At 45.6% G+C, this 17,214-nt stretch carries 16 protein-coding genes and 1 pseudogene; 8 read left to right on the top strand and 9 right to left on the bottom strand.

Features of this window, described 5'->3' with window-relative positions; all coding sequences use genetic code 11:
* Nucleotides 1-115 precede the first annotated feature (115 nt).
* A complete protein-coding gene (locus tag ABNN70_RS11245; RefSeq protein ID WP_353947841.1) occupies nucleotides 116-2,317 on the bottom strand; it encodes a bifunctional alpha,alpha-trehalose-phosphate synthase (UDP-forming)/trehalose-phosphatase in 2,202 nt (733 codons plus the stop codon).
* A gap of 800 nt (nucleotides 2,318-3,117) precedes the next feature.
* Here ABNN70_RS11245 and ABNN70_RS11240 point away from each other — a divergent pair.
* The 4 genes from ABNN70_RS11240 to ABNN70_RS11225 all read left to right on the top strand — a co-directional run bounded on the left by ABNN70_RS11240 (nucleotide 3,118) and on the right by ABNN70_RS11225 (nucleotide 5,118).
* On the top strand, nucleotides 3,118-3,411 hold the full coding sequence (locus tag ABNN70_RS11240; RefSeq protein WP_353947840.1) for a hypothetical protein: 294 nt from the start codon (nucleotides 3,118-3,120) through the stop codon (nucleotides 3,409-3,411).
* Between the two features lie 350 nt (nucleotides 3,412-3,761).
* Nucleotides 3,762-4,190: a DUF5082 family protein gene (locus ABNN70_RS11235; protein WP_353947839.1), complete on the top strand. Its 429-nt coding sequence runs from the start codon at nucleotides 3,762-3,764 to the stop codon at nucleotides 4,188-4,190.
* Entirely contained in the window at nucleotides 4,190-4,444 is a 255-nt protein-coding gene (locus ABNN70_RS11230; protein WP_353947838.1) for a DUF5344 family protein, read from the top strand. Before ABNN70_RS11235 ends, ABNN70_RS11230 begins: the two co-directional genes overlap by 1 nt.
* The gene (locus tag ABNN70_RS11225) at nucleotides 4,441-5,118 is read left to right on the top strand and encodes an LXG domain-containing protein (RefSeq protein WP_353947837.1); all 678 of its coding nucleotides are present in this window, start codon (nucleotides 4,441-4,443) and stop codon (nucleotides 5,116-5,118) included. The genes ABNN70_RS11230 and ABNN70_RS11225 overlap by 4 nt, the downstream gene beginning before the upstream one ends.
* Before the next feature lie 629 nt (nucleotides 5,119-5,747).
* Here ABNN70_RS11225 and ABNN70_RS11220 read toward each other — a convergent pair.
* The gene (locus ABNN70_RS11220; RefSeq protein WP_353947836.1) at nucleotides 5,748-5,837 is read right to left on the bottom strand and encodes a putative holin-like toxin; all 90 of its coding nucleotides are present in this window, start codon (nucleotides 5,835-5,837) and stop codon (nucleotides 5,748-5,750) included.
* A 285-nt stretch (nucleotides 5,838-6,122) separates the two neighbouring features.
* Here ABNN70_RS11220 and ABNN70_RS11215 point away from each other — a divergent pair, with 285 nt between their 5' ends.
* From ABNN70_RS11215 to ABNN70_RS11205, 3 genes are all read left to right on the top strand, one after another.
* Nucleotides 6,123-7,088 carry an EndoU domain-containing protein gene (locus tag ABNN70_RS11215; RefSeq protein ID WP_353947835.1) on the top strand — a complete coding sequence of 322 codons (966 nt, stop codon included), beginning with the start codon at nucleotides 6,123-6,125 and terminating at the stop codon, nucleotides 7,086-7,088.
* A 26-nt stretch (nucleotides 7,089-7,114) separates the two neighbouring features.
* Nucleotides 7,115-7,474: a hypothetical protein gene (locus tag ABNN70_RS11210; protein ID WP_240697264.1), complete on the top strand. Its 360-nt coding sequence runs from the start codon at nucleotides 7,115-7,117 to the stop codon at nucleotides 7,472-7,474.
* Nucleotides 7,475-7,854: 380 nt separating this feature from the next.
* The gene (locus tag ABNN70_RS11205) at nucleotides 7,855-8,169 is read left to right on the top strand and encodes a transposase (protein ID WP_353947834.1); all 315 of its coding nucleotides are present in this window, start codon (nucleotides 7,855-7,857) and stop codon (nucleotides 8,167-8,169) included.
* A 73-nt stretch (nucleotides 8,170-8,242) separates the two neighbouring features.
* On the opposite strand, the pseudogene ABNN70_RS11200 reads toward ABNN70_RS11205, so the two are convergent.
* The 5 genes and pseudogenes from ABNN70_RS11200 to ABNN70_RS11180 form a co-directional block, all read right to left on the bottom strand.
* Nucleotides 8,243-9,017, bottom strand: a pseudogene (locus ABNN70_RS11200) (IS3 family transposase); the annotation flags it as partial.
* A 155-nt stretch (nucleotides 9,018-9,172) separates the two neighbouring features.
* Complete coding sequence (locus ABNN70_RS11195) at nucleotides 9,173-11,458, bottom strand: glycosyl hydrolase family 65 protein (RefSeq protein WP_353947833.1); 2,286 nt, start codon at nucleotides 11,456-11,458, stop codon at nucleotides 9,173-9,175.
* 22 nt (nucleotides 11,459-11,480) lie between these two features.
* On the bottom strand, nucleotides 11,481-12,248 hold the full coding sequence (locus ABNN70_RS11190) for a carbohydrate ABC transporter permease (RefSeq protein ID WP_206184294.1): 768 nt from the start codon (nucleotides 12,246-12,248) through the stop codon (nucleotides 11,481-11,483).
* 78 nt (nucleotides 12,249-12,326) lie between these two features.
* Nucleotides 12,327-13,541 carry a sugar ABC transporter permease gene (locus ABNN70_RS11185; RefSeq protein WP_353947832.1) on the bottom strand — a complete coding sequence of 405 codons (1,215 nt, stop codon included), beginning with the start codon at nucleotides 13,539-13,541 and terminating at the stop codon, nucleotides 12,327-12,329.
* 101 nt (nucleotides 13,542-13,642) lie between these two features.
* On the bottom strand, nucleotides 13,643-14,881 hold the full coding sequence (locus ABNN70_RS11180) for an extracellular solute-binding protein (RefSeq protein WP_353947831.1): 1,239 nt from the start codon (nucleotides 14,879-14,881) through the stop codon (nucleotides 13,643-13,645).
* Nucleotides 14,882-15,028: 147 nt separating this feature from the next.
* On the opposite strand from ABNN70_RS11180, the gene ABNN70_RS11175 reads away from it, so the two are divergent.
* A complete protein-coding gene (locus ABNN70_RS11175; protein ID WP_353947830.1) occupies nucleotides 15,029-15,817 on the top strand; it encodes an AraC family transcriptional regulator in 789 nt (262 codons plus the stop codon).
* Nucleotides 15,818-15,838: 21 nt separating this feature from the next.
* Here ABNN70_RS11175 and ABNN70_RS11170 read toward each other — a convergent pair whose 3' ends face one another.
* Both ABNN70_RS11170 and ABNN70_RS11165 read right to left on the bottom strand, forming a co-directional pair.
* Nucleotides 15,839-16,537 (bottom strand): SOS response-associated peptidase, encoded by a 699-nt coding sequence (locus ABNN70_RS11170; RefSeq protein ID WP_129929015.1) that lies wholly within the window; start codon nucleotides 16,535-16,537, stop codon nucleotides 15,839-15,841.
* 28 nt (nucleotides 16,538-16,565) lie between these two features.
* Nucleotides 16,566-17,177, bottom strand: coding sequence for a methyltransferase domain-containing protein (locus ABNN70_RS11165; protein WP_129929016.1), 612 nt, complete (start codon nucleotides 17,175-17,177; stop codon nucleotides 16,566-16,568).
* Between the last annotated feature and the right edge of the window lie 37 nt (nucleotides 17,178-17,214).

Here is a 17,214-nt window from a genome sequence, read left to right as displayed (position 1 = left end):
CAGAATCGTTTACTCATGATCGATGGGGAATCCAAGATTTGTCGATGTCTCTGTACAGATGGTCGTTAAAATTACGGATTGCATACATCGGTTCAGATGCCGTTCAACCAAAACGTCACAGGCGATTGGCAGCTTCCAGTTCCTTCCCTGTTTCCGCGAATTTCCGGAGAAGCGCGCGTACCGCATGCCACGATTTCAGCCGGTAAGCAGCCCGGGTCTCGTCGATACCGACTTTAACGGAAAACGCATTTTTGGGCAATGAGGCAAATAAATCCTCGTCGGTCTGGTCGTCGCCGATACCAAAGACAAAGTCGTAATGTTTACCCCGCAGAAAAAGCGGCGTCACCGATCCCTTGCTGACCCGATTATCTTTGATCTCAAGCACCTTTTTCCCCTGCAAGATTCGGAGATTCAATGAACTGGTCAGGTTCATTAAATTCGCCTTGATCGTTGGCAGCCAAAGATCGATGGCATCTGGTTCACAAAGACGGTAGTGCCATGCCAGCGAGTATTCTTTTTCTTCGATAAAGGATCCGGGCATCCGATCAGCATTCATCTGGAGAATCGGGCGAATCGCTTTTTTCCATTCGTTGTTCAGCGGCACAGTCATTTTCCACTTTTGGTTCGGGTGTCGGACCCAGAGGCCATGCGCCGACACGAGATGAAGATTCGACTCCGGGAACCATTGTTCCAGCGAACTTTTGTCTCTTCCCGAGTTAATCACGATCGTATTTTTCGGATCTTCGGCAAGCGTGCGCAGCAGTTCCCTGAGCTCGGCATCCGGCTTGGCCAGCTCAGGCGTCTGGGCAAACCCAACCAATGTCCCGTCATAATCCAGAAATAAAACTCTCTTCTTCGCCCGGCGATAAGCATTGACAACCAAAGAGTGATCCTGATCAAGATTTTTCGCGGCAATGATATCAGGTTGTGAAGTCACCTGTTTAAGCGTTTCGAGAAACGTGCGCACCCAGAAATGAATATTATAGCGTTTCAATCGTTCCTGCATGATTTTATTTCGTGCGGCTTTTTCCTCTGTCGGCATCTCCAGTGCTGTTTTGATGCCCGCTGCGACTGCGTTGTAATCATACGGATTGACAATCACAGCCTCTCCCAGCTCTCTGGCTGCTCCAGCGGTTTCACTGATGACGAGCATGCCCTGCAGATCCGTCCGTGAAGCTGTATATTCTTTGGCAACAAGATTCATGCCATCACGCAGCGGTGTGACAAGGAGGACGTCCGAATGGCGGTAAAAGGAGATCAGCTGTTCTTGCGGAAAAGACTGGAAGTAGAACCAGATTGGCATCCAGTCAACCGTTCCGTACGTCCCGTTCACCGAACTGACCAATTCAGTAATTTGCCGGCGCAATCGCTTGTACGAATCGACTTTCACTCGCGAAGGGGCAACGATCAGATTGAATCGCACTTTTTCCCGATACTGTGGATATCTGACGAGCAGCCGTCTGAACGACCGGATTTTCTCTGGAATCCCTTTTGTATAGTCGAGGCGGTCGATGGAAAGGATTGTTTTCATTGACGACATCTTTTTAAATGACGCTGCTTGCGACTCATCGGTCGTATGGCCGGCGAAGAAATCATAATCAATCCCCATTGGAAAAGCGTCGACATGAACCTCCCGATCTTCATAGATGATCGTGTGAATCTTGCGGTTTAGCCCGAGCAGTCGGGTACACGTACTGAAGAAATGACGCACGTAATCGTACGTATGAAAACCGATCAGATCGGCGCCGAGCAGGCCGCGGAGTATTTCTTCCCGCCAGATCAGCGTGCGGAACAGCTCATAAGACGGGAATGGAATGTGAAGAAAGAAGCCGATTTTGGCGTTCGGATATTTATTCCGGATCATCTGCGGAAGCAGCATCAACTGATAATCGTGAATCCAGACAGTATCATCCGCTTCCATTATGCGATCAACTGCTTCAAAAAATTTGTTGTTCACTCGCTTGTACGCTTCCCACGTTCGAAAATCATAATGCGTTTTATTCAGGAAATAATGAAATAACGGCCAGATCGTGTTATTCGAAAACCCGTAATAGTATTTATCCAGATCGTCTTTTGTCAATGAAACGGGTACGCAAGACCATTTTTCGTTTAATTTATCGTCAATCAGCTGTTTATCATCGTCCGACAACACTTCATCAGCAATGCCCGCCCAACCGATCCACGGACTGCCCGATTTCTGCTGATAGCCCTTCAAGCCTGTGGCAAGTCCACCGATGCTTTCATGAAAGGTGATTTGATCGTCTTTTTTGCGTACGGTTACCGGTAATCGGTTCGAAATGAGAATGGTTTTACTCATCTGTTATCTCCTCCTTTGGAAGATGAGAAAGCACATCGGGATGAATCGAATGCACACGGATCATGCCGTTATACTAATGGCAGAGCATTTTTGCCCGCCGCCCGGTATAAAGGAAACGACGACTTTGACAGTGTCAGAGCAGCAAATCAGTTATTAGTTTTTCTCTTTCAATGTTCTGCCTGCCTTTATCTCCAACCAATCGTTTGACGTTTGATCGAAAGCCTGCGAATTCCCCCAAAGTGCAGGTAGCCATCCCGCACTTGGTTCGCAGGCAAAAAGGAACTGTAGATGAAGACATCCGATTTTTATCTGATTTACCCAATAGCCACCTATTATATAGTATAACTCAATTAGAACGAATATACGTTCTTAACGGAGTTTCATGCCACTTGAAGGTCGATTGTCTCGTGAAAAATATCCGCAATCCCGTGTCAAAAAAGGCCATGTGACAGGCGCCTGGAATCGGCATCCATATGTTTTGTCCGGTTAACTACCGCAGACAGTCGAACGGCAAACAATGGCTATGTGTAAAATATTACTCGGAGGAGAATGGGCATGATTACGGGGGAATCTGGCCATTTTTGATTCCGTTAGGCAGGCGTAAAGATGTTCTTTTACTGGACGAAAAAAAGAGGACTTCTTTCTTATCCTGAATGTATACCTCCAGGCAGGTAAATACATCAGAGAATCGAGGCCTCCTCTTTGGACGATTTATTGGCGATTTGGAAAGCGGACACTGATCTGCTGACTTTTGAAGAAAAGGCGATGGACGATATGGATCGAGCGATGAGAATCAGGTGGTGCACGTTTTACGCCTCATGGATCAAGCGCTCGACCGGCAGAAGCGCGCGGAAGGCTGGGAAGCGAACGGGAAAGCGTCACTCGCCTCTATCACGCCTTCGACGCGGAAACAGCGTGTTATGTATGCAGAAAACGATACGGATCGCTTCGCTGCTGAAACAGGTATCAAGCTGATCGACGAATCAACGTATAAACAAGTACCAGGAAGGGCCCGATTAAGGGTTTGTCACTCTGGCCTGTATTCTGGAAAAAGGTGGCTCATTTTTGGCAGAGCGCAGCCTATTTTTTGGTAAACGTGGCTTATTTTGATGACCGCCTTCAGCAATCAAAGAATCGTCTACTTAAAGTTCTTGATGCGCGTAGTAAAATAGTCCCCTTAATTCTTGACGGAAAGCTTCGAAATGAGTCAAACGGGCTCATTTTTGCCGGATAAACAGGACGTTTTCCGCATTCACAGAGTGAAATCATTTCGATAGAATTTAAGTAACTGAATGTGTAAGCGCACTCAACTTTTATCGAATAGACGGATATTTATGCGGATCAACATAACCGGTAACTGAAACACAACCGGCGAGGTATCGCTGCGGAACCAATACCTTAAAGACTTGCCAAATTGATTTCGAGATGAGAGGGGATCAACGTCATGAGTGCTTCAGGAACGATGAGCTGGATCTATCGAAGTCTGTCTCAGCAGGCGGGCGAGGTTGATGATAAAATTGCACGGCTGAAGCAGGCAAAACGGGCGCTGGAAAATGAACAGCAGGCGTCTCTGGATGAGATCAGGAATCTGGTCAAGCCAGAACTGGACGGAAACTGGAAAGGCTCCCGTGCCCGTTCCTTTCAGAACAGGCGGGAGGATGCTCGTGACGGGATGAAGTCGAAACTGACTGGTCGCATCGATGACTATCAACAACGGATTGATACGGAAATCTCGAATTTGCGCACTCAGGCCGGTTTTCTGGATGCAACGCGAAGCATGGCCTACGGCGCGGAATACCTGATGCGCCAGGGGGAAGAAGCTGCGAGCGATTTCTGGGCGCAGGTCGACAAAATCAAAGGGAGGCTGTTCTGATGGGACAGATTGCACTCAACCACGGACAGGTCAGCGGTCGTCTGGATGAGGCAAAGGCTGCAGCAAACCAGCTTTCTCTTAAAGATCCGTCCGGTCGGGGATCGAATCGTCTGGCAATAACGACCGACTGGGAAAGCAAGGAAGCGATGGTGCAGCAACTCCTCACCATTTACATAGAAGGTCTCCAGAATAACATCGCTGACACGAAAGCCAACGTCGATCTGCTCAAGCGCCAGGATGAGGTGATCCGATGAGAATTAACATGATGGGGTCCGGTGGCGGCGGGGCGTCGGATACGAAAGTCTTTGAAGCCGATACACTGGTCGAAGCCGCCACAGTGCGTGCCCATGATTATCAAACGCTGAGAGGCCAGTTTGAAACGCTTAGAGCAACTTTTCAGGGCGTGACGCAGCTTGGCGGCAGCGATTTTCAGGGGCGGGGTGCCGATGCGATCCGTTCGTTTTATGAAGCCCAGAGCCACGTTGTGGATGCCTGGCTGCGCCTGATCGACAAGCGGATTGCTTTTTTTAAAGGAATCCCCGGAATGATTGACAATAAAAATCTCGGCGGCGACACGTATGTCAACGTCCCGTTTCTCGAGGATGACCTTGTGTTCGGCAGACTCCGTTCCTCTCAGCTGATCGAGCAGCAGCAGGATGGCATCCGGAAGATTCTGAACCGCATCTCTGACCTGGTGACGATCGACGTTTTTTCCACGAAATCTGTAGAAAACAAGCTGGATGAAGCCGATGACCGGCGGCAGAAGATGGTGCATGATGTCCGCAGCCTGGATCAGGAGCTGACAAGCGAATACCGGCAGTTGGACATGGACTTCCAGTACGTCGCCGCTCTTTACAGCGAGCTGATGAACGCGACGCGCGTTCGATCGTACGGAATTGGAACTCATAATCCTGATTTTTGGACATAAATTCGGCTGCTACGTTTTTTTTCTATTAGTTTCATTTGGGGCCATCTAAGGTCTGCTCCCCGGTTGTAAGCCGACAAACAACGTCGGCTAACATCCGGGGGCATCTCGCTTCAATCTAAAATGATCGATAACCACGGGCTGTATGTCAGCTGGTCTATGCTCCGAATCGTGCATATCAAACGATTGAAGGGCATGATGTTATTGTCAATGCCGTGTTGGACTGGAACCCGTCGTTTAAAAAAGGCGTTCCATTTTTAGAAAAAGAGGTTGGCGTTCAGCCTTTTGTTAATCAGGTGCACAAGGAAAAGGAGATGAAAATGTTTTATCGTGCTGGTTTCCGTCCTTATGGCAAGAGGGTGTCAGAACAAGAAGCAATAGCCATGTTGAAAAGCCACCTATCCATTTGTATGATAAAAAACATTGACAATTAAAATTCAGGAATACTTGGGTAACAATGAATCCTTTGGTTTTCAGAAATAAAATACTTGTGTATAATGAAGGTGCATGGAACGGAAAATAAAATCCGTTAGTGCAGCCACACTAACGGATGACAACAAAAATCGCTAAGCGATCATTACGCTGCAAGAGATCACAAAAAGTAATCCATCACAGGTAGGGAACCGGGTGGATTACTTTTTTGTTTTATCTTTAAATGACAGCATCATGATTATCAGCGTTGCAAAGGAAATCATCAAGCTGATGGCCTGATAAACCGTCATGGGCGCCACCCCCCTTTCTCCCGAAGTGTCGGGTTCACCGAACACCAACAGGAACAGCAGAGCAGCGCTCCCACCCCGTTCATTTTGTTGTCTCTATCATTATAGCAAACTGGCTTCACTAGGTATATTCTTCTTTTTTGTCCGATACTGCTTCTAAAAGGCTAAGATAAAAGGAGCGTGTCAAAATGAACGTTAAATTGAGTCAAAAGGAAGTTAACCGGTTGGCCAAAGCAGCAATCGAGCACTCCAAAAAATAGGATTTAAACTGAAAAAGAAGCCGGAGACATGATGGCCATCGCCCGCTGGAAGGAAACCAATCAACTACTCGCATATCAAATAAAAATGTCCTATGAAGAAGATGTCGTTAACGGGAATGAGTTTACGAAATCCCGGTGGTATACCTACGCATCTCTGTCGATTGGCTCTTCACTATTCACGAGAAACGCAGATAAAGCCGCCAAAGCTGGCAAATTCGCAAAAGCAGGCAAAGTCGATGAAGTGGCGTTCCTGAAGCAGCTTTCAGAAAGAATAAACGAGAAAATCAGGAACGAAGCCACGGAGTTAAAACCGGGCAGCGAGGATTACATGCTTGAAAAACAGCGGATCGCCCTGGAGGCGTTCAATAAAATCCTGAGAGACCAACAGGAAACCCCGCCGCTGTCATTCGCCGATGCCAATGGACGAATTCCGGTTAATGTGCTGAACCCGGAGTATTTCCGGGATAGGTTGGAAGGGATCGTTTATAAGTCTGATGACAGTACTGTTGGGAAAGGTGTTAACACGCCTGGAACCTCTGATAATCCTAAGAGTAATAATACGAGTGAACCAATTACATCGATTGACAAACTAAAAAACACTGATAAATTTAGAAGAGGAGCCTTGGAACATATTCTTGAAGGACAACTTAATGCACGTGGAAAAGCGGTAGGCTACCATTCTGAATCAATTTCAGACACACCTGGGAGGATTATTCCAGGGACAGAATCTGCACCAAATAAGTATGGTGTCTATAAAGCTAAGATAGAAGTTAACAATGTTCCAAAGACGGCAAATGGAGGAGAATCAACCTTTTTCCCGGAGAATTGGGATGCGCAAAAAATAGTAGAATCAATTAACGAGGCATTCGAAAACAGGCAATTTATCGAAGGAACAAGAAACACTTTTATAGGTGAGTTGTCAAATGGTATGCAGATTCAAATGTATATAGACATGAAGAGCGGTAAAATAATCTCATCATTTCCAATTTATTGAATCTATATATAAATGGAGGGATATCTTTGATTCAATATGAATTCGATGAAATTACATTTGACAGCGGGAGTAAAACGTTGATTATTAAAACAAAAAATAGAGAAAAATATTTAGTTGCAACTTTTCTTATGTCTGACATCCAAGGTGGGGATCCTTCTTATGCTTTGGATAAATTCGAAGCTGTATTAGATGGAAGATTGGATTATGCAGAATTAAATGGTAATGTGTGTGGTGTTGAAATTCATAAAGATAAAACACAAATATACGATAATCTGGCTGATGATGGCAAAGGGGATTGGTGTGAAGTTAATACTAAAGATTTGAGAGATCTAATTGTTATTTGGGCTGCCAGAATTAAAAAATACAGAGAAAAAAATCCAAATTAAGTTCATACATCAGGCGAGATAGCCATTTTAGGGTTGTTGAAATAGAGGGCGTCAAATAATCCTGACACACCCGGGAAACTTCCTGGTGACCATTGTTAGACGTAGCGGCCGACAAAATTGGGGGTCTCCTGTGTTGGATAACCCTGTCTCTCAATCCAGCTACGATAACTTGGTAAATATAAAAAGTTAGAGAATCAATGGGCTAAAGCAATTGAGAGTAGGAAAAAGGTTTCTGTTGATGTTTAAATTAATTACGATGGAGATAATTCAAGACCGGTAAGTATTGAGATAATTTCAGAGATTGATGGATATGTTAAGAAGACAAACTATAATGGACCCAAGAATTCGGACACGAAATGAGGATGTGTTAAGGTAGATTTATGAAGCGTAAATCATACTCAAAAGACTTCAAAGCCAAAATCGTGCTCGAAATTCTGCGGGAGGAGATGACGCTAAACGAATTGTCCTCCAGGTACGGTGTCCATGTCAATCTGTTGCGAAAATGGAAGAAGACAGCCCTGGAACAGTTGCCACAACTCTTCGACCGCCGGCAGAACGAACAGAGCCGGATGCAGGCGGCATACGAAGAAAAAATCGAAAGGCTCTATGGCGAAGTTGGCCGCCTGACCACGGAACTCTCGTGGCTTAAAAAAAAATCTGGCTTCGATGATGTCTCGCGAAGGGCGAAAGGGTAAATCTCTTTCGCCTGGCGAGATAACCTACATTGCTCGCTTCTCTATGTCAAGCGGTGCTCGTGCGGCATATTGATCAGGCTGTCTTCAAAAACTTGTCCTCTGCTTCCTGAGGCGTCAGATAATCGAGAGAGCTATGTATTCTACCCCTGTTGTACCAGCCTTCAATGTATTGAAAGAGAGCACGTTTTGCTTCATCGAAATCTTTATAGGTCGTCTGATGAACTTCCTCTTTCTTCAAGGTCGCATGAAAAGATTCGATGCAAGCGTTATCGTACGGGCAACCTTTTTTACTGAAGGAATGGACGATTTGTTTCTCTTGAATCGCTTTCTCAAATTCATGACTTGTATACTGGGAGCCAAGATCCGTATGCAGGATTAGACCCGGTTCAGGATTTTGATTGACACAAACGTTTTCTAAAGCCCGCAGTGCGGGCTCCGTGGTCATGCTCCGTGAAAAAGAAATAACCAACAATTTTTCGTGTACACAAGTCCATGACTGACGCCAGGTAACACCAGCCCTCTTTGATTGTGTGAATATAAGTGATATCAGCTACCCATTTTTGGTTGATTTTTGTGGCTGTAAAATCTTGAGCCAGTACATTTTTTCTGTTCTCAACCGGTCCCTGGCTCGATTGCGGACGATATTTTTTCACAATGATGGAACGCAGATTAGCTCGTCTCATAAGTCGCTGCACGCGTTTAAGGCTGACCCTGAAGCTTTCTTTTCTCAAGCGTTTCTGAATCTTGGGAGCTCCGTATATTCGTTTACTTTCTGTATGTTTACTTTCTGTATAATGGGCCTGAATGCGCTGCATCAACTCCCATTTCTCACGGGCCAGGCTGGACTCACAGGCACTACGATTATCAAATAAATATAAATAAATTTTCCAGTTTTCCAGATGGTAGAAAGTCTCAATATCCGGATATGATTTTCAAGGACAAAAGTCAAATAGGGTTGTCGTACTTTTTGAATGACGACATGACTGATATGTCACAGATTTTTTTACATATTGACCTGAAAAGTGACCGTCTCTCCAGAGGAGATCGTTCTTTTTTGATTGTTTATGGTCAGTTCCAGAGAACCTGAACGCTCAAGTTGACATTGTCCCAGACCTTGTGCAATCTTAAATCGCAGCGTTTTACCCTGAAACACAACATGAAAGGAATAGTTATTCCATTTTAAGGGGATGGATGGTCTGAGCGAAAGACCTTTTTCTGTGATCCTGATTCCGGCAAAACCAAACAGAATAGCCATCCACGATCCGCCAAGATTTGCAAGATGCAATCCATCACGTGTGTTACCCTGAATGTTATCCAGATCAATCCGTGCCGATTTTAGAAAATAGTCATACGCTTTCCGGTATTCGCCGATCCTCGCTGCCATAATACTGAAAATACAGGTTGACAGAGAAGAATCGTGTGTTGTGATTTTTTCGTAATAATGGAACGAATTTCGAATCGTTTCAATGTCGGCAGCTCCCTCAAGCAAAAAATGCGCAAGTAGCGTATCCGCCTGTTTGCATACCTGATGACGGTAAAGTGTCAGCGGATGGTAGTGAAGCAGCAGGGGGTAGTGATCATCTGGCGTGCCAGCAAAGTCCCACACGGCTTTATTCAGAAACGTGTCATCCTGTGGATTTATCTTCAAGTCTTCATCATACGGGAGATACATGGCTTGAGCCGCTCTGTCCCAACTCCTGATTTCTTCAGGTGACAGATGTAGCTGTTCCGACAAAGTGTTCAAGGTTTCCGGCGCTTTCTTTTGCAATATATGATAATATTTTACGGCAACATTTAAATTGAATTGAGCCATAGCATTTGTATAATAATTGTTGTTCACAATCGCCGTATATTCGTCAGGACCGGTGACATCGTCGATACAAAAGTGACCGTTCTGAAAATGGCCGATATCAATCCAGATCCTTGCCGTCTCAACAATCAATTCAAAACCGTATTTTTCCAGAAAATCAAGATCGCCGGTTGCTCTCATATACTGTGCATAACTGTAGGCGATATCTGCATTGATGTGGTATTGCGCCGTACCTGCCGGGAAGAATGCCGAACATTCCGTTCCGGATATGGTCCGCCAGGGAAATAAAGTACCTTGATGATGTCCCATCTCACGGGCATGCTTTCGCGCCTGATCCAGTATGGTATACCTGTATTGAAGCAGATGTCGGGCAATGTCCGGTCTGGTAAGCGTAAAAAAAGGAACAGTGAAAATTTCCGTATCCCAGAAATAATGACCTTCGTAACCTTCTCCAGACAGTCCCTTCGCGGCGATACTGCTGAATGGATCACGACCGGCAGATTGCAGTAAATGGAACAGATTGAAACGAATGCCTTCCTGAATGGCGGAATCCCCGTCGATCATCACATCAGAGATCGACCAGAAGGCATCAAGAAAACGCTTCTGCTCCTTCAGAAGTTCGGAGAAAGACAGAACGTCAATCTTCTGATGAAGATTGACCCCCGTCCGTTCAGGTTGAGACCCGTGCCTCAGGGAATCGGTATAAATATTTTTTTTTACAGCAGTCACCGGCTTATTTAACAGAAAAGTGATGGAGGTCTCCACGCTGCTTTTCCTGATCCAGATGTTCCGCGTGCAGGGGACAGATAATCGGATAGAACTGACACAGGATACATCCAGATGCGACATAGAAGTGCGATCCGAAACGATACTCAGATCATCCAAAGTCCGGCAGTCCATCACTGAGAGTTTCGCCTCATCAGCCGAACTGACACGCGCATCATGATGATCCGAAAAATTTGCTACTTTGCCATTAACGGATGACATAAGCGTGACTTTTCCATGAAAATTGACCGGCTCAATTTGCAGTTCGACAGCGAACAGCTCACGGTGCGAAAATGAGACAAGCCGGCGAAAAGTGAGGATAAGCTCCCTTCCATGTGGCGAACGCCAGTGGATCAGGCGTTCAGAATATCCCGCATCCATATGAAGGGTACGTTCAAATCGAATAATCTTTCCTGTGAACAGGGAGAACGGTTCAGAGTCTTCACCCAAATATAGCTGCATGCTCTGGGAATCAATGACATTCATCATTTTTTGCTTGGTCTGCGGGTAACCGTAAGCCCTTTCCCCGTAATGGATCGGGACGATATCATAAAAGGCGTTGATATATGTTCCACGGATCGACCGAATCTCATCCGGACAGGCTTCTTCAAAATTTCCTCTGACCCCGAGATAGCCGTTTGCAAGAGAAAACAGAGATTCATTGACCGGTAACTGTTCCCTGGACAGGTCATTATTGCTGTAGATCCAGCTCAATTTATCTCATCTCACTTTTTGATTATTCTTTCACTCCGCCACTCGTCAGTCCGGATACAATTCTCTTCTGAAAAAGGAGAACGATAATGAGTGTCGGCAGGGTAACAATCACCGTCGCAGCAGACACTTCACTCCAGAGGATCTGAAACTGTGTACGAAGAAAAGAGACGGCTACCGGAACGGTCTGATAGCTGGCATTAGAGTTCAATGTAATCGTCAGTAAAAATTCATTCCAGGCAGCGATAAAAACAATAATGGCCGTTGTAAAAACCCCGGGAGCAGCAAGTGGAAAGACAATTTTATACAAGATCTGAAATGGCGTTGCACCATCTACTTTCGCTGATTCCTCCAGTGCAATCGGAATCTGGTTAAAATGGGTAACGAGAATCCAGACGGCAATCGGCAACGTAATCGTAGAGTAGGGGAGTACAACGGCATAGCTGTTTGTCAAGTGAAGATTCATAAACAGGTTATACATCGGTCCTGCCATAATCATCTGCGGAAACATGGAAACAGCGAGAATCAGACCAAGAAGTACGTTTTTCCCCCAGAAATGGAAGCGAGAAATAGCATAAGCAGCCAGTGTGGCGATGACGATGATATATACAGTAGTCGTTGTTGCGACAATTAAACTGTTCTTTACAGAATTGAGGATGCCTTTATTGAACAGGACTTCTCTATAGGCGTCCCAGGTTGGATGATCTGCAATGAGGCTGTATGCACCGGCACCGAATATTTCCCCGTTGGGTTTGAACGACGTGATCAGAATCCAGAAGAAAGGAAAGATCATGCCGAACAGAAAAACAAGGATCACTGCAGCACCGAGAAAGTTCCATTTATGCTTTGTTTTTGCCACGATAATCACCCCCTAATTTTTATCCATGAGATTAGTACCGAGAATTTTGACAAAAAGGATGGCAATGATGGCGACACAGATAAACATCACCATAACAATGACGGAACCATACCCGAAATTGGTCTGGCCGAACATCGTTTTATAGGAGTAAAGAGACAGTGTCTCCGTCGCGCCGCCCGGTCCACCGTTTGTCAGAACATAAACCAGGTCGAATACCCGGAATGCATCCAATGTGCGAAAGAGCAGGGCAACAAGAATGGCCGGTTTCAACATCGGCAGGGTAATCCTGAAGAATGTCTGGACTTTGTTAGCTCCTTCGATTTCAGAAGCTTCGTAAACGTCCTTTGGAATGGTCTGCAACCCGGCGAGCAGCAGGATCGCCATGTAGGGTGTCGTTTTCCAGATATCGGCGATGATTGTTGCAATCATGGCTCCGGTTCCTGAAAGCAGAAGATCACTTGCATCAGAAATCAGTCCAATCGATTCAAAAACATGGGCCACAATTCCGCTGCTCCCGTCATAAAGATAGCTCCACATCAGAGCAGCAACCGCGGTCGGGATGGCCCAGGGGATCAGTGAAGTGGTTCGAATAAATCCCTGACCGCGTATCGCTTTATTCATAATCATCGCAAGGGCAAGACCGAGAACAAATTCAAAAAGCACCGAAATGAACGTGAAAATAGTGGTATTCCACAGTGTCATGCTGAGTCGCCGGTCGGTGAATGCCTTCGCGTAACCTTTGAAGCCAATGAAATTGGATTCAATAAAACTGCGATCATAATCTCTGACGATCTTGATCAGGTTCTTCCCGTTTTTTGTATGATACTCTTCATTTAATGCCTGTACGGTTGTAGCGGCGTTCCGGGAAAGTCCTTTCAGCTGGCTCTTCTCCTCACCGCTGATTTTCTGAACACCGTCTCTACCTTTAAATGTCAAGGCGGCCTGATCTACTTCTTTAAGCAGCTGATCAGCTTTGGATTGATCACGAGGGTCAGTAATCTGATCCATGTCTTCAGAAAGAAACAGCTTAACATAGGTCTGCGTCTCATCAAATAACTCGAAGTTGTATCTGTCGCTGAGATACAGTCCTGACTTCTGCTGGTCATTGAGCCGATAATCGAAAAAAGTATAGACAAAGGATTGAAGAATCGGCCAGAGTGAGAAGATGGCGATCAGGAGAACGGTCGGGAAAATAAACAGGAAGGTCTGCACTCCTGTTTTTTTCATTTTAAACACCTCCATGTCAAGAAATTTATGGCCGGACTCTCTAAAAATAAGAGGCTCTAATTACGATTAGAGCCTCGCAGGAAATGTTTCAGTGTGAAGATTTACTGATCAAGCGCATCCTGAATCGTCTGCACTGCTCCGTCAATATCCTTACCGCTGCTCAGATATTTATGGGCAGCGATCTGTATGGCATCAGACAGTTTATTATAATCAGCTGTAACTGGGCGGGCAATGGTATTGGACAGGGCTTTCCGGAATCCAGGCATAGCCAGCAGTTCGTTACTTTTCAGAACGGTGTCGTCTTTCAGCAAAGCATTATAACCCGGCAGGTATCCGCCCTCAGTTGTCATGATCTTCTGGCCTTCCTCACCGGCAACGAATTGAACAAATTCCCACGCGCCATCAAGATGTTCTGACTTCTTGTTCAAGCCCAGCAGCCATCCGCCGACAGTCCCTCCGTTCGGAAGAGGGGCAATACCAACCTGATCCAGCTGGATATTGACACCTTCATCCTGTGCTTTTACGGTACCATACTGAAATGGCCAGTTGCGGGCAAAAACAGTATTGCCCTGAACGAAACTTGTCGCCGTCTCGGCTTCCATGTAATTCAACAGATCTCCTGGTGCCGAAGCAGCCTTTGTGAAGCCATACATGGTCTGAAGCCCGCCCTTAATATCTTTATAGGAATTGGAAAATTCGGTCAGGTTTACGGTCAGGCCTTCGTATTGTTTTGATTGATAAACGAACCCGTTCTTCGTTCCGCCTTTACCCGCGTATTTGTCAGCAAGTTTTCCGAGATCCCCGTAGGTATAGTCACCGTTTTCAAGCTTTGCTGCATCTTCTTTACTGACAATGTCTTTTCTGAAATAGAGGAGCCCGACATCGGGGAAGAAGGGAAGTGTGTACTGTTTCCCTTCATAATTGCCTGAAGTCATCGAACCGGCATTAAAATCATCCTTGTTCAGACCGGCTTTGACCATTAATTTATCAATAGGTTCCAGATAGCCGGCACCTGCGAATTCTCCTGCCCAGACAACATCCATGGAGATCATGTCATACTCATCAGAACCACTGGAGAGCGAAGTGAGCAACTGATCATGCATCTGAGCCGAATCATTGGTCATCTGCACCCATTTCACTTTGTATTTATCAGATTGTTTATTAAAAGCCTTAATGACTTCCTTTGTTGCCGGAGTATTATCACTTTGCGCTGCAAATGTAAGTGTGATTTTCTTAGAGGGCTGTGAATCACTTGACCCGGAACCCTCATTTCCGCAGGCAGCCAAAATTCCGGTCAATAGTGTAAGCGCTGTCATAATAGTGATGACCTTTTTCAGCATGTAAAATTCCTCCCTGTTTCATAATTGTTACTATACAAGATAACTTGTTATATATCACACTTTGATTTTACTGTTAGGGGTAGTAGAATGATATTAGATCCTTTAGACATTTTATAAAATAATTAGAGGTGAAGGGGGGGATCGATTATGAAGCAATCATCCATTGATCCGGAGATCGTACAACGGTTCCTGTCTCGAAAAATTCACCATCAACGTGAATATTTCATGCATCCGCCTTATGTTATAGAGAAGCGGCTTTTCAATTCAATAATTGCTGCTAATTGTGAAAGCGCTGTCACCTGTCTTGATAAAATTAACACGCTTGAGCGTGCTGTCCTTGCCGAGGAACCTGTCCGCTCACTGAAAAACTCACTGATCTGTTCCTGTACACTGATGACTCGTGCGGCTATTGAAGGCGGTATGCCGCCGGAAGTCGCCTTTAATTTGAGCGATGCTTATATTCAGGAGATTGAACGGAAAGAAAAAATGACTGATCTCTCTCTCCTTGAATATACCATGCTCGAAGGCTTTATCAGAAAGTTAAAAGAAGCTCGGAGATCGTCCCGCCATTACAGTCATGCGGTACACCTTGCTATTGAATATATTCAGGAAAATAGTCTCCAGGACTTCTCACTGGAGAATCTGGCCAGCCATGTTTACCTTAATCCTGCTTACCTGTCACATTTGTTTAAAAAAGAAGTTGGGACCTCAATAACCGATTTTATAAACCGTGTGAAAACACGGGAATCCGTCTATTTTCTCCTGCACACGAACAACAGTATATCTGAAGTTGCTCTGTTGTTTCATTTCTGTAACCAGAGTTATTACACGACCGTCTTCAAGAAATACTTCGGGATGACGCCTTCGCAATTTCGCAAGCAGCGGGGCGAAGAGGGGCGGCAGAAAACAGATCTGGATGATTTTTCATTGATTTGAAGCGATGTCTGGAAACGAGATTCAACTGAATCCCGGTCGTGAGATTGGCTCGATCAGCTCCGGCCCGTTATTTTTTGTTGAGTTCATGTCTTTCGATACTTCATAAGCTTCAAGCTGTTCCGACTGAAAAGGACGGAGCAGGTGACTCAGTGCCTGTGTATCCCGGTTCGACGGATCGATCCATGACTGTTCTTCTTCTTTTCTGAGAATCACCGGCATTCTGTCGTGGATAGGTGCCATCAGTTCGTTCGCCTTTGTTGTAATAATGGTACAGGAATGTATCTTGTTTCCTTCATGAGAAAGCCAGGTTTCCCAGAGACCGGCCATGGCAAACAGTTCTCCGGATTTCATCCGGATCCGCACCGGCGTTTTTGTCTTTTCATGGTTCTCAAGATGTTTCCATTCATAGAAACTGTCAGCGACAATCAGACACCGTTTCTGCTGAAAGGCACGGCGAAAGCTCGGTTTCCCGGCAACTGTTTCAGCACGGGCATTAATTAACCGGTAGCCCATTTTTTCATCTTTTGCCCAGGGTGGAATCAGCCCCCAACGAAGATAGCCGAGCCGGTTGTCTTTCCCGTCATTGATAACAGCAAGAACCTGCTGGCCCGGTGCCACATTATAATTCGGTGCATACTCTGTCTTCTGTATATGCTTTACTGCATTGAAACGTGTGATAATCATAACAAAAGGAGCAATAAGCGTATAGCGCCCGCACATGGTTTAAAACCTCCCGAAATGGATTCGTTTATTCATGTCGAACAATGATTTTTCGCATAATAGTTCCCCAAAGATTGACATTTTCTTCAATCGTCAGCCCTGCCCGCCGGATATTGAGCAGTGTCCGGCGATTGATGTTCGCCCCCCAGAGTCGAACGGTAAGCGGGTTCAGGAGATCCATGAGCTTACCGACACCTGGTTTTTCACTGCGCATATGTTCCAGCATCAGCAGCCTGCCGCCGGGTTTCAAAACCCGGCCAATCTCGCGCAGGCCACGGACCGGATCCGGTACCGAACAGAAAACACAGGTTGATACAACATAATCAAAACTGTTATCAGGGAAGTCCATCTGCTGAATATCCATTTTTTTCAATTGAAAGCGTTCCCTGTTGTCCAAAGTGTTCAGCTTCTTTTCTGCCTGCTTCAGCATGCCACAACTGAAATCAATACCCGTGACCTGGGCGTCCTTCGGATAGAAGGGGAGGTTCAGGCCAGTCCCTGCACCTGCTTCAAGGACACAGCCGTGGACGTGGCTGACCAGCTCTCGACGCCAGTCCGTTTTGATCATATGATCCATCAAATTATAGATTCCCGATACACGGTTGTATCTTTTTGCAATGACTTGATTCCTGTTTTGCATACGATACTCACTTCCAATTTTATCATTATAGCACAGC

The organism is Sporolactobacillus sp. Y61 (assembly GCF_040529185.1).
In the GTDB taxonomy this organism is placed as follows: domain Bacteria; phylum Bacillota; class Bacilli; order Bacillales; family Sporolactobacillaceae; genus Sporolactobacillus.
This window is presented reverse-complemented; position numbering and strand designations above follow the sequence as displayed.

What these genes read in the sequence shown, in the direction of transcription:
- ABNN70_RS11245 (WP_353947841.1), bottom strand. Translation starts at nt 2,317, where the DNA reads ATGAGTAAAACCATTCTCATTTCGAACCGATTACCGGTAACCGTACGC.
- ABNN70_RS11235 (WP_353947839.1), top strand. Translation starts at nt 3,762, where the DNA reads ATGAGTGCTTCAGGAACGATGAGCTGGATCTATCGAAGTCTGTCTCAG.
- ABNN70_RS11230 (WP_353947838.1), top strand. Translation starts at nt 4,190, where the DNA reads ATGGGACAGATTGCACTCAACCACGGACAGGTCAGCGGTCGTCTGGAT.
- ABNN70_RS11225 (WP_353947837.1), top strand. Translation starts at nt 4,441, where the DNA reads ATGAGAATTAACATGATGGGGTCCGGTGGCGGCGGGGCGTCGGATACG.
- ABNN70_RS11220 (WP_353947836.1), bottom strand. Translation starts at nt 5,837, where the DNA reads ATGACGGTTTATCAGGCCATCAGCTTGATGATTTCCTTTGCAACGCTG.
- ABNN70_RS11215 (WP_353947835.1), top strand. Translation starts at nt 6,123, where the DNA reads ATGATGGCCATCGCCCGCTGGAAGGAAACCAATCAACTACTCGCATAT.
- ABNN70_RS11205 (WP_353947834.1), top strand. Translation starts at nt 7,855, where the DNA reads ATGAAGCGTAAATCATACTCAAAAGACTTCAAAGCCAAAATCGTGCTC.
- ABNN70_RS11190 (WP_206184294.1), bottom strand. Translation starts at nt 12,248, where the DNA reads ATGATCTTTCCTTTCTTCTGGATTCTGATCACGTCGTTCAAACCCAAC.
- ABNN70_RS11185 (WP_353947832.1), bottom strand. Translation starts at nt 13,541, where the DNA reads ATGAAAAAAACAGGAGTGCAGACCTTCCTGTTTATTTTCCCGACCGTT.
- ABNN70_RS11180 (WP_353947831.1), bottom strand. Translation starts at nt 14,881, where the DNA reads ATGCTGAAAAAGGTCATCACTATTATGACAGCGCTTACACTATTGACC.
- ABNN70_RS11175 (WP_353947830.1), top strand. Translation starts at nt 15,029, where the DNA reads ATGAAGCAATCATCCATTGATCCGGAGATCGTACAACGGTTCCTGTCT.
- ABNN70_RS11170 (WP_129929015.1), bottom strand. Translation starts at nt 16,537, where the DNA reads ATGTGCGGGCGCTATACGCTTATTGCTCCTTTTGTTATGATTATCACA.
- ABNN70_RS11165 (WP_129929016.1), bottom strand. Translation starts at nt 17,177, where the DNA reads ATGCAAAACAGGAATCAAGTCATTGCAAAAAGATACAACCGTGTATCG.